The 12,341-nt window shown below is 56.2% G+C and carries 8 protein-coding genes; 3 read left to right on the top strand and 5 right to left on the bottom strand.

Features of this window, described 5'->3' with window-relative positions; translation table 11 throughout:
• A complete protein-coding gene (locus tag HB393_RS08740; RefSeq protein WP_213804772.1) occupies positions 1-369 on the bottom strand; it encodes a PadR family transcriptional regulator in 369 nt (122 codons plus the stop codon).
• A 113-nt stretch (positions 370-482) separates the two neighbouring features.
• A complete protein-coding gene (locus HB393_RS08735; RefSeq protein ID WP_213804771.1) occupies positions 483-2,945 on the bottom strand; it encodes an ABC transporter permease in 2,463 nt (820 codons plus the stop codon).
• Positions 2,946-3,064: 119 nt separating this feature from the next.
• Between HB393_RS08735 and HB393_RS08730 the strand changes: the two genes are divergently transcribed.
• Positions 3,065-3,484, top strand: a complete 420-nt coding sequence (locus HB393_RS08730) for a MarR family transcriptional regulator (protein ID WP_255550920.1) — start codon at positions 3,065-3,067, stop codon at positions 3,482-3,484.
• Between the two features lie 9 nt (positions 3,485-3,493).
• Here HB393_RS08730 and HB393_RS08725 read toward each other — a convergent pair whose 3' ends face one another.
• The 3 genes from HB393_RS08725 to HB393_RS08715 all read right to left on the bottom strand — a co-directional run bounded on the left by HB393_RS08725 (position 3,494) and on the right by HB393_RS08715 (position 6,361).
• Positions 3,494-4,432 (bottom strand): glycosyltransferase family 8 protein, encoded by a 939-nt coding sequence (locus HB393_RS08725; RefSeq protein WP_213804770.1) that lies wholly within the window; start codon positions 4,430-4,432, stop codon positions 3,494-3,496.
• A 195-nt stretch (positions 4,433-4,627) separates the two neighbouring features.
• The gene (locus HB393_RS08720; protein WP_213804769.1) at positions 4,628-5,347 is read right to left on the bottom strand and encodes an SDR family NAD(P)-dependent oxidoreductase; all 720 of its coding nucleotides are present in this window, start codon (positions 5,345-5,347) and stop codon (positions 4,628-4,630) included.
• A gap of 96 nt (positions 5,348-5,443) precedes the next feature.
• Entirely contained in the window at positions 5,444-6,361 is a 918-nt protein-coding gene (locus tag HB393_RS08715) for a hypothetical protein (protein ID WP_213804768.1), read from the bottom strand.
• A gap of 883 nt (positions 6,362-7,244) precedes the next feature.
• Here HB393_RS08715 and HB393_RS08710 point away from each other — a divergent pair.
• The gene (locus HB393_RS08710) at positions 7,245-10,682 is read left to right on the top strand and encodes a TonB-dependent receptor (protein ID WP_213804767.1); all 3,438 of its coding nucleotides are present in this window, start codon (positions 7,245-7,247) and stop codon (positions 10,680-10,682) included.
• A gap of 245 nt (positions 10,683-10,927) precedes the next feature.
• Entirely contained in the window at positions 10,928-12,289 is a 1,362-nt protein-coding gene (locus tag HB393_RS08705; protein ID WP_213804766.1) for a hypothetical protein, read from the top strand.
• Positions 12,290-12,341 lie beyond the last annotated feature (52 nt).

Here is a 12,341-nt window from a genome sequence, read left to right as displayed (position 1 = left end):
CTAAGCCTCCTCGCTATTCGCTCTCGTGCTGCCCAGAATCAATCCCATCGCCCTGGTCAGCCGCTCCCACTCGCTGGTCTTCTGCACAAGCTGCTCGCTGCCTTTGGCGGTTAGCGAATAAAAGCGTGCCTTGCGATTGTTCTCGCTCACGCCCCATTTGGCGCTGATCCATTTCTTGTCCTCGAGGCGCTGCAGGGCCAGGTAGAGCGAGCCGTGGTCGACGAAGAAGACCTCTTCCGACTGGCGCTGTATCGACCGCGCCACGCCCTGGCCATGACACGACCCAAGCACAAGAGTTTTGAGGATGAGCAGGTCCAGAGTGCCCTGCAATAGAGCGATACGGTCGTCGGGATTTGCTTGGGAAGGCATCCGACCTAAAGAATGCCACTCGTTGGGTCGGATGTCAACACGAGTAGAAAAGCTTTGGCTGTCGCGGAACTTGGCTGATTGTCGGACCACAATCCAAGGCGCAGAGCGGCGGATTACTCCGCGCGCAGCGCTTCGACCGCATTTACCCTGGAGGCGCGCGCCGCCGGCACAGCGGAAGCGATCACCGCCGCGGATAGGATGACGGCGGCGGATGCGATGAAAGCCAGTGCGCCTGGGGTTTGCACCTCGGCGATGTAGGTACCGATTACGCGTGGGAGGACGACCGCAAGCAGGATGCCGGTTCCTACTCCGATGCTCGCCATCACCAGCCCTTCCCGCAGTACATCGGTGAGGATGCTGCGAGGCGGAGCCCCAAGAGCCAGGCGGATTCCGAACTCGCGGGTGCGCCCGCTCACCGAGAACGCGAGGACGCCAGCCACGCCGACCACCGAGATCAACAGCGCCACTCCAGCGAATCCGCCGAAGACAATGGCGTTCAGACGGTCGGGTATTAAAACCTCCGCGCGAATGTCCGCGAGTGTGCTGGCCCGCTCGACGGGTTGATCTGCATCCAGCTCGTGGATGGTGCGGGTGATCAGGGGAACGAGTGCGTATGGATCATGATTCGTACGTACGAAGAGACGGCCGTTCCATCCATCCTGCTCGATTGGCTGATAGATCGCCATTGCGGGCGATGGAATGATGTTTTCATCGTCGAAGTCCGGCACGACGCCGATGATTCGCCGCGGCTCGCCGCTGATGCCGACAAACTTAATCACCCCGTCCGTCCATCGCAGGTCCCGGTTGAGCGCTGATTGTTCTGGAAAGAGCGTCTTTGCCACGCTCTGGCTGATGATGACTACGCGCTCGGAACTGCTCCGGTCGGAGTCCTTGAAGTTACGTCCTTCAAGCAAGGGCATCCCAATCGTCTCGAAGAAGCCAGGGGATATGGGGCGGAATCGTCCGCGCACGTCGTCCTGACCGTTCTTGCGCTTCGCTCCGTCTACAGCGAACATGAAGTTGATATCGAGTGACCGTGCATCGCGCCACGGCACGGCGAAGCTTGCGGATACCTGCTGTACTCCCGGCAAGGTACTGATGCGGCGCTGTACCTCGCGATAAAAATCGTTCGTCTGCTGTGGCGTACGTCCGTACATCATTACGGGTAGGTTCAGAGCTAGAACGTTAGCCGTATCGAAGGGCGGGGGAGTTTTCTCGAGCACGAACAGAACTCGCATCAACGCACCGGCCCCGATGAGCAGAAGAAAAGACGCCGTGATCTGTGTGACGGCGAAGAGGCGAAGACGCCGGCTGCTTCCACTCACAGCCCTCTGGCCGCCACTGCCGCGTGCGAAGCTCTTCGATGCATCCGCGGAGGGGAGCTTCGGGATAAACGCCAGGCTTACTGCGGCGACCAACGCCAGCGCGATTCCAAACCAGACGAGGCTGAAGTCCAGCCTCAGGCCATCCGTACGGGCAGAGAAACGCGAAGCATAGCGGGCCAACACAGACACCATAGGGGCGGCGATGAGCAGCGATGCCAAAGCGCCGCTTCCGCAGAGCACCAGGCTCTCCGCCAGCAACAAACGGCGAAGCACGGCTGTGCTTGCGCCCAATGCTGAGCGTATGGCCAGCTCCGATTCCCGGCGCACGCTGCGCGCCAGCACAAGATTGGCGACGTTCGAGCATGAGATGACGAACAGGAGACCTGCAGCCGCGAAGAGAACCCACAAGATGGTATGGGCGCGAGAGTTGATCTGATCGTGGATGCGTGTCACGTCGATCTTGAAGCGGTTCGCGGATTTATAGATCTCTGGATGCGCAGAGACCATGGCCGCGTGGGTCGTGCGCACCTCGGCGCGTGCGGAGTCCAAGGTGGCGCCCGGCGCGAGCCGTGCGAACACCTCCGTCATCCGGTGTTCGCGGCCGGTGATCATCGTGGCCGAGATATGGTGCGGGCTGGTCACGAGGTTGGCGATCAGCTCCGTCTCGACTGGATAAGGAACAGACGGTTCCAGAACGCCGACAATCACCGCAGACCGTGCACCCATGCCACTCTCAAGCCGCACGGTCTTGCCGATCACGGCGGGGTCGGAGTGCAGGGACGTGGTCCAGAAGCGATAGGTCAGCACGACCGCGCCAGATGCGTTCGGACCGTCGTCCGCAGGGGTCAAGAGGCGGCCGACGACCGGTCGCAGACCCATTACCTCAAAGTAGTTTCCATCCACCACACCGGCGTGAATCTCGCGCGGCGTTCCAAGGCCTACGACGCTGAAATCTATCCCGGAGAAGGTACCGAGATCTTGAATGGTCTTGAGCCCACGTCCGAGGTCCTGAATCTCCGGGACAGAGAAGGTCGTATTGGCTTCTCCTATGCCTGGAGCGCTCTGCCGCAGGTAGAGCAAACGGTCTTCGTCGCGATTCGCCAGAGGCCGGAGGAGCACAGCCCTTACTACGCTGAAGATGGCCGCATTGGCGCCGATGCCCAGAGCCAACGTGATCGCAACGGTGATCCACAGCGCGCGAGCTTTCGCCAGAGAGCGCACTGCAATGCTCAAATCGGGAACGAACGACATAAGAGTCCTCCAGCCGATGCCCTGATTTGGCCCGATGGGCGGTCTTGACTTTTTATGTTGATATCAACATATTGTAAGAGATGTCAAGGGCTGAGACCGTTCCTTTTGAAACGACTTTGATGGTTCGCGACTGCTGCCTCTGTCTGCATGTGCAGCGTGCAGCAAGAGCGCTGGCGCGGCGATTCGATGATGCACTGCGGCCGCTGGAACTGACGAACGGCCAATTCTCCCTCCTGATGTCGCTCAATCGCCCCAAACCGGCGCCCATGGCGGGTGTGGCCAAGCTGCTGGCGATGGACCGCACCACACTGACCGCTGCGCTGAAGCGGTTGGTGCGCCGTGGTCTGGTCAAGATCACATCAGACGTATCGGACCGGCGCGGCAGGAACTTGGAACTAACGTCGGAAGGGAAGACTTTGCTTGCATCAGCCATGCCGGTCTGGGAGAGGACTCACGCGGACGTGGAAGCACTCCTCGCCGAGGGAAGACCGGAAAGTCTCCGAAGGAATCTCCAGGCTCTTTCCGTCATGACGGGGTAAGTACGAGAATTATTTATCTGCGGCTAATGTGCGTCGTATTTCGCTTCGCTGTCTAAGAATTCGACGGTAGCCGCCTAATATTTTTGGCAGTCGCCACCAGTTTCTTAGATTGAGGTATGAGTTCTTCTTCCATACGTTCAAGGCGACTCTTCGCATCGCTTCTTTCCACAGGGAGTGATAGGGATGAAACAGGCCGCCGAATAGATCCCATGGCTTGGGGCTACCGACGAAGTGATATATGCCTGCTCTCAGTTCTTTTTGACGACTCACCGTCGAGAGCTCGATGTTGAAGTCTCCATGCAGGTGAAAGCAGTCGTCCCAGTAGAGTGCATTCAATGCAGTCTGATCCGCGGCGACGAGAGCATCCGGGTGGGCGTTGCAGAAAGCAAGAATTTTTTGGAAGCAATGGTCCTGCTTCCACTGATCCGTATCCACCAGCATGATGCCGGAGTTGAAAGATGGACCGTCGGGATTCATGCCCAGCGATTGGAAGAATTGATGCTCCAGTGCGTATTTCACAAAGCCGTCGGCGACAAAGCCCAAGGCATGGCCTTGCATGTGGATTGAGAAAAGTGGGGCGATATCGATGTTGGTGATGGTGTCCAGGTCGAGATAGAGGAAGCGCCTCTCGGGCATCATGTCCGGCAGCAAGAGGCGATAGTAAGCAGCAAAGCTGCCATGGAATGGGCGAAGTTTATGGAAGATCTCCACGTTTGGAGTTTCAAGCAGGATGAGCTCGTAGGGCTTGTCGAGGCGGTCAAGAGTGAGGTGCAATTTTCGCACCTGGACGGCGGAAAAATCGGTGAGCAGGAGATAGAACTTTGGAGTGATGCCCGGGGAGAGGTGGCGTAGGACGGAGGATGCAGCTACGTGGAGAGCGAGCTCCATGTTCGGGTCAGAGCAAAATGCAACAGCTACCGTGGACGGTCGTTCTGTGATGTTCTTCATCCGATGTCCTTATTTCGCGATCGCCTGGTTTAGTAAATGCAACTCGATTGAACTGGTAGCGTTTCTCTGTCTAGGTCGGTCGGTATCACTTTCATTGAGGCTTGAACTGGGAAGGAGCATTCAAAGCGTCAGAGAGTTAGATTTTATTGCGTGAGTGTTCGTGGGTGGGCTCTTACTGTTTATGGATACCTTGATCTATCTATCGCCATATACCGGTATTGCCGCGCCGTGAATTACTTTGGCGTCTTCGTGGCAAAGTAACAGGATGACCCGGGCGACGTCCTCGGGGCTGGGCCAGTCGGAGTAGGTCGCGTTCGGCATGTCTTTTCGATTCGTTGCCGTGTCGATGATTCTGGGAAGGATCGAGTTGGCACGAACGCCGGTGCCCTTCAGCTCCTCGGCGAGTGAGTCCATCAGGGCTACCGCTGCGGCCTTCGATGCAGAGTACGCCGAGGTCCCAGCGGCGTGGTCGAATGCGGCCTTCGCGGAGACATTCACGATGGCTCCGTGTTTTTGTTTGAGCATCTGCGGCAGGGCTGCGCGGACCAAGGTAAACCCTGAGCGCAGGTTCAACGTTAGCATCTGATCGAAGGTTTCGGGCGTCAGGTCCAATACGTTTACGCCACCTACGTAGCCGCCGACAGCGTTTACCAGGACATCGAGCCTGTCGTGTTGAGCTACTACTTTGCCGATGAGCTGCTGGGTGGCAGTTGCGTCGGTTATGTCGGTCTGAAATCCGGTGAGGGACGAAGCGTTCGCTCCAGCAGCGATCTTGAGAACGGAGAAGCCTTCCTGGTTGCGATAGGTTACGGCGACCTTGGCGCCCGCGTTCAGAAATGCCAGAGCGACTGCTTTACCGAGTCCGCCTGTACCGCCTGTGATGAGGGCGACTTTGTCTGCAAACGTAATATTCATGGATCTCCTGTCAACTGCTTTGGACCGGGCGATGGGCCGAGCATCGGCTTAGGCGCACCTATCAATTTTAGTCCCGAGGAGATGTGGACGCGAACGTTATTGTGCGGTGAGGACGAACGGAGCTACGTAGAGCTGGCTGCCGCCGCGGAACTGCAGCCACATCTTATAGGTGCCCGGCTCTTTGATGGAGATGTGGAGCATCATGTCGGGCGAGGAGGGGGCGTTGTCAGGTAGATACGCGCTGGCCTTCATGTTCATTCCGCTCATCGCCATATCTGCTCCGCCCATCGACATGGGATGGACGTGGACGTAGGAGAGGTCTTTGCCATTGAGGAAGACGGCGTGGGCGGAGGCTCCGAGGTAGGGGTGGAGGTCCGTGGCGGGCTTGTCTCCTTTGAGGATATGGACGTCGATCATGTCCATGCCTCCGGCGTTGAGTTTTACCTGGCTGAGGTCCACAGTGTAGGGTCCGATGTTGACCTCGCGGCCGGTAGGCGAGAGTGTGATGGGCTTTTGGCTGCCGCTGTTGCTGACCGCGACCTCAAAGCGGAAGACCTGGTGATCGAGGTTGTTGGGTTCGCCGTCGGCGTAGACGTAGTAGAGGCCGGGGGCGGGGAACTGCTGGTCGATGACGAAGTGGCCGGTGGGGCTGAGCGTGGGATGGATGTGCATGAAGCGAGCGAAGTCAGAGCTGACGATGACGACGTGGAGCTTCTTGGTCATCTCGACGGCGTAGTTGCGGATGGGGGTTGCGGAGGGCGGCGTGGTCATCCAGAGATCGAGATGCTGGGTGAGGGGATCTTTGCCTGCGGAGCTGACGCGGAGGTGTCCCTCGGTCTTTGGACTTCCACCCTGGAGCGAGTATTTTCCGGTGAGAGGTGTCGTATCCGCGGCGTGCAGTGAGGGGCACAGGGCGAGTAGGGCGAGGAGTGCGGCTCGCGTGATCTTGGTGGCGCGGAAGTGTTGGCGGGTTTTAGGTAAGTGGACGGCGTTCGGCAACTGGATCAAGGACATGGATTCCCCCGGGGAGAAGTAACGCAGTAATTTAGATACTCAACGTTCGGCTTCGAGGCCGAATCAGCTACATTGCTGATCTGCGTTGCAAAGAGATGGCGATGCATCATAGTCCGAGTCTGACAGATCTCTCACCTTGAGTGCGAAACCGGAGGTATGAGGCCACAGTATTGCAGATTTCGCGGTCTGCAACCAGTGCGTCTGCTCGAGACGGGGAACGGCGTGAGGCTGAAGTGAAATTGCGAGACGATTCTCTATAACGCATTGAGAGATGATAACCCGAGCTTGCGGTCCATTACGGCTCGTAAGTGGTTTGGCATTACGAATATTGAGCGTTGTTGCGGTGCGCAGATAAAAAGTGCTTGACATAGCTCTTGAAAGACCCGAGAATCTGGGAAACGTAATATTAATGTTTTTCTAACTGAAAGACTGACTTCATGGTTGAAGATCTTTCTTTCACGTTCCGCACCGATCCTTCCTTGTCGAAGAGCCAATAGAAGCACCCTTCATGGTCGAAGGTAAGCAGTTGCATTCGTGTATTCGTTGAACGAATGGGACGTTTGGGTTGAATTAGGTTGTATTACCCGCCGACCTGCTTTGATTGCGCTCGTACTTTCAGTCACACCTTATTGAGTCGTCAGACAGCGCCGTGTTGCGCATTGGAGAAGCATCTTTCGTCTCCCTGCAACAAGGGTACGGGTCTATCTGACGCTCTGTGGCGGTCAGAGATATAGAGCTGAAGAAGGCACGGCCGTACCAGGCCAACGCTTGAGTGCAACTCGATCCCACGGTATGGGACAGAAGTTGCATCGCACGCTGCAAGAGCAGACGCCCTATCAGCAACACGTTATTCAGACATTTGAGGCATTACGGAGGTTGGAAAATGACACGCTGCTCATTCCGTCTTAGGTCCTGGTTCTTTCTTATACTGCTGCTGGTCGCCGGTTTGCGTGGTGGACTAGCGCAGAGTTCGACCGCGACCATTTCAGGTACTGTAGTTGACGTCACCGGCGCTTCGATCGCTAATGCCGACGTCACCGTGTTGAACACCGCCACGGGCATTTCACGTCAGGCGAAGTCGGACGCAGATGGCCGCTACTTTGTGAATTCCCTGATTCCGGGATCCTATCAAGTGACGGGTGAGTTGGCGGGCTTCAGCAAGAAGGTCTTGAAAGACATCACGCTGAATGTTGGAGCGGATGTAAAGCTCGATGTCGCGTTGGCTATCGGTGAGGCCTCTACCGTGGTCGAGGTGCAGGCGCAGGGATTGCTGGTGGATACGCAGGGATCGTCGAATGGCACGGTCATCGACAACAAGGCCGTGGTGGAACTCCCACTGGCGAATCGGCAGTTTTACTCTCTCGCGTTGCTCTCTCCAGCCGCCTATCAGCCAGCGCAAAACTCGACGCTTGGATTTCGCGGCGGTATCAACATTGCTGGCGCATCGGAGATCAGTAATCAGTTCACGGTGAACGGAACTTACGACAACGACATGGGTGTGGCGCAGCCTTCGTTCCGTCCCTCAGTTGAGGTGATTCAAGAGTTCAAGCTGTTGACGGGTGTCTACTCTGCTGAGTACGGCCGTATGTCTGGCGGCCAGTTGAACATCATCACGAAGTCGGGCACTAACACCTTCCACGGCTCGGCGTATGAGTTTATCCGTAACCAGGTCACGGATGCGAAGCCGTATTTCAATCCGGCTGGAGCCAAGACGCCTGCCTTTCGTCAGAACACCTTCGGAGGAACAATCGGTGGGCCGATATGGAAGGACAAGACCTTCTTTTTCTTCGGCTATGAAGGGCAGCGCATCGGCCGTGCGGTAACGGCATTGGCCACGGTGCCGACTCGCGACCAGGTCTACAACGGCCTCTTTACTACTACTTCCACGCTCTACAATCCGAACACCGGCGCCCCTCTGACGCCTGTCTCCACGAGCGGTACGACCAAGGTTTACAACTTGACGAGCCTGCCGCAATGGACTTCAACAGCGGGCGCCGCGGCACAGACCATCGCCAAACTTGGCTATCCCACTCCGAATATTGCCGGCTCCAGTGCCGTTCCGTCTAACAACTTTAACTTCAGCGAAACCCGCGTCGAAAACATGAACGAGGAATCGCTCAAGATCGACCACAAGATATCCGAGAAGGACTCTCTGAACGGGACCTGGAACTACTTCCGTGATCCAGCATTTGAGCCGTCCAACTCTCTTTGCTCGTCCTATGTCCTTCCGAACTTTGGCTGCTTCACTGATCAACACTCGACCCTTGCGAACGTCGTCTATGACCGGATCTTCACTCCTAACCTGATCAATGAGGTACGGGCCGGCTTCCAGCGGCTTGTGCAACCTCGCATCCAGCAAGATGCGACGACACTCTCTTACCCCGGGCTGCCAGGAGGGCCATACTTCACCCAGGCGGGTTACGCCAATAACACCGGTCTCCCCAACACTACCGTTGCTGGTTACTCGACTATTGGTGGCGCAACCAACCTGCCTCAGGACCGTTGGGATGACCACTATCAGCTCGTCGATGTGCTGACATGGAATCATAAGAATCACACGTTCAAAGCTGGCGTCGACTTCTTGTTAGCTCGTGCTACTAACATCATCACGAGCTCAGGGCGAGGAGCCTTCAGTATCTCGGATGCGAATTTGCCGGGCACGTTGGGAGCCGCTACGACCCGCAATAAGACGGGAGATTCAATGGCCGACTTTCTGCTCGGTTATACCTATACCTCGTCCGTTGGAACTACGGCGCCTACTGTGTACCTGAACTTCCAGAGCGATCACTTGTTTGTATTGGACGACTGGAAGGTTACGCCGCATCTTACCCTGAATCTTGGACTGCGTTGGGAGCTTGATCAGCCGGTCTACTCCGGGAAGAACACGCTCTCGAACTTCAGCCTGACCCAAGGGCAGTTCATTACTGCAGGCAACGGCAATTACAAACACCTCTATAACTACGACTGGAATAACTTTGCCCCTAGGGTTGGCTTTGCATGGCAGCCATTCGGGAGTGAGAAGACAGTGGTTAAGGGTGCGGGCGGAATGTTTTACAACACTCCATTGTTGTACAACCAATTCCTGACGAATGGTACGCAGTTTCCGTTCCGCGCAGTCCCTACGTTTACAGCGACTGCCGCGACCCCGATTACCCTTGCCAATCCGTTTCCTGGGCTAGGGACATCGGTCTACAATCCCTGCACGGTCCAAGGCACCACAGGTTGCCAGGCGATTCTAACCGGTCTGAGCATCAGTCCCAACTACAGCACGCCGTACATCACAGAGTGGAGCCTCGGAGTTCAGCAAGCACTTTCCAAGGCAATGGTCGCGGAGGTCACTTACTTCGGTTCGAAGGGCACAAAGCTTCCTTTGAGCATCAACTCTAATCAGATCAATCCGGCTGCACCTACATCCGCTGGCTTTACTCAAGCAGGCAGGCCATACAGCAGCTTCTCGAACATCACAAGCCAAAACACCCGTGCGAACTCTGAGTTTCATTCCCTTCAGACAAGTCTTCGGCAGCAATTCACCGATGGTTTGTCATTCCTGGTTGCGTATACCTTTGCTAAGTCGATCGATGGCGGTGGTGGTATTGGAAGCGGTAGCAACTCCTCCGGGACCGTACAGAACTCTTTCAATTTGCGTGCCGATCGAGGTCTCTCAGACTTCGATGTTCGCCATAGACTCGTCATCAGCCCGGTCTATCAGCTTCCGTTCGGGCACAACAAGCCTTTCCTGAATCATGGATTCGGGTCGGCACTCGCTGGCGGCTTTCAACTCTCAGGTATCTTCAGCTTCCAGACTGGCCGTCCCTTCACCATCTCCAACTCATCGACGAACGGAAGCGGAACCTTTGGTAATGCTGATCGTCCGAATTTAGTGGGTGATCCAAATGCTTCGGTCGATTCTGTAACCGGGGCTAAGACTCATACCGTCCAGGAGTGGTTCAACACGCATGCCTTTGCTTTGGCGGCAACTCCTACAACAACGGCGGGTGTCACGACATACTCGCAAACGGGTCAGTTAGGAAATGCCGGACGCAATATCGTGACAGGACCACGTTATACCGAACTCGATATGACACTGGCGCGTTCGTTCCCAATCTACGAGCGAGTCAACGGACAGTTCCGAGTGGAAGGCTTCAACCTTGCCAATCATCCGAACTTCTTCAACCCGCTTACGCAAGGCGTACAAGTGCCCACCACGTTTACGCCGAATGGTACGGGAGGAGTGACTACGGCGAGCAGCACAACCTTCGGTGCCATTACGCAAGCTAACGACAACCGTGAATTCCAGTTCAGCTTGAGAATTCTCTTCTAGCCTATTGCTTCGTAAGTAGTATTAGGAGAATTCAAACGTATGCGCCGGAATTCAATACGATGGACGATGCAAATGGTTCTGCTGGCCGTGACTGTATGTCGCGGCCAGCGGGCTGCTTCTGTCTGTCTGAACAGCCTGTCCTATCTGCTCCTTCCGGATTTAAGTTTCTAACGTGATTTTCTTGGTTGATTGGGTCGAGCTTCAAATACGGTGCGACGAACACTTGTAGGCTTGGAATTCATCTGATGGCTCAGCAGAACTTAATCCGCGGTGGAGGGCTGAAGATAACTGGTACGACGCTGCTGTGTGTTCTGTCTCTGGGGGTGAATGGTTGCAAAGGGACGCCGCCGCCGTCTTCAAGGATGGATGGCAATGTCCGTGAGTATGTTCGGCTTGCTGTTGGGCTAGGGCAGAGAGATACGGATTCGCTGGATTTTTACTCGGGACCAGACTCTCTGGTAGCGGATATTGTGAAGCAGGCTCCGTCGCTGAAGGCGCTGCGTGTCGATGCGGTGAGGCTGATGGACGATGTCAGACGGGATCAGCCGCTTCGTGATGAGGATAAGGTCAGAAGGACCTTTCTCTTAGAGCAGCTCCGGTCGGTGGAGAGTCGTATCGACGTGCTGACGGGAGCCGCGAAGAGCTTCGACGCAGAGTCTGAGGCAAGTTTCGGGGTGGTGGTCCCGGCGAGCTACGATCGCGCCGCCGTGGCTTCGATACAAGATGCGTTGAGGCAGCTTCTCCCTGGTAAGGGAGATCTGGCCGAGAGGTATCAAAACTTCGAAGACCGCTTCATCATCCCGGCCAAGTTGGCGCCTGCTGTGATGACGCGAGCCATTGAAGCGTGCCGCGCGGAGACCAAAGCGCACATTGCCCTCCCTGAAGGAGAGAGCACAACTGTGGAGTATGTGCGGAATCGTCCCTGGAGCGCCTTCAGTTGGTACAAGGGTGGGTATCACAGTGTGATCCAGATCAACCGGGACTTCGGCCTAACGGTGGACCGGGCGCTGAATCTTGCATGTCATGAAGCTTATCCGGGGCACCATACGTATAACTCGATACGCGATGCAAAATTGGTTCAGGGGAAGGGCTTGAAGGAGTTTACCGTTCAACCTACTTACAGCCCTCAGTCCATGCTGTCGGAGTCTATGGCAACCCTTGCCGTGGATGTGGCATTTCCGGCAGACAAACGGCTGGCGTTGGAGCGGGATGTCTTGTTTCCGGTGGCGGGTTTGAATCGCAAGGATGTTGCACTGTACCTCCGGGTTGAAGCACTCATTGATCAGCTGCATACGGTTGAGCCAACGATTGCAAGAGATTACCTCGACGGAAGGCTTGAGTTCGAACGCGCTGGGCAGCAGTTACACAGCGCGGCATTGATGGCACATCCCGAGGCTGCATTGTTGTACATGAACGAGTATCGGAGTTACGTCGCGACCTACACCTATGGGCGTGACCTCGTAGCAGAGCAGCTACAGGAGCGCTCCGGTGGAGATAGCCAAGCGCAATGGAAGATCTATGCGAAGTGGATGAGCGAAGATCCTCAGTTACGAGGAACGCATCATGAGGCAGGGAATGTCGGCGCCCTCTCTCACGTAGGCGAATAGAGAACGACAGACTTAGCAGCTAAGCGAAGCAAGTAATTCAACCAGTTGTTCA

This window comes from Granulicella sp. dw_53 (assembly GCF_018449545.1).
Lineage (GTDB): Bacteria > Acidobacteriota > Terriglobia > Terriglobales > Acidobacteriaceae > Edaphobacter.
This window is presented reverse-complemented; position numbering and strand designations above follow the sequence as displayed.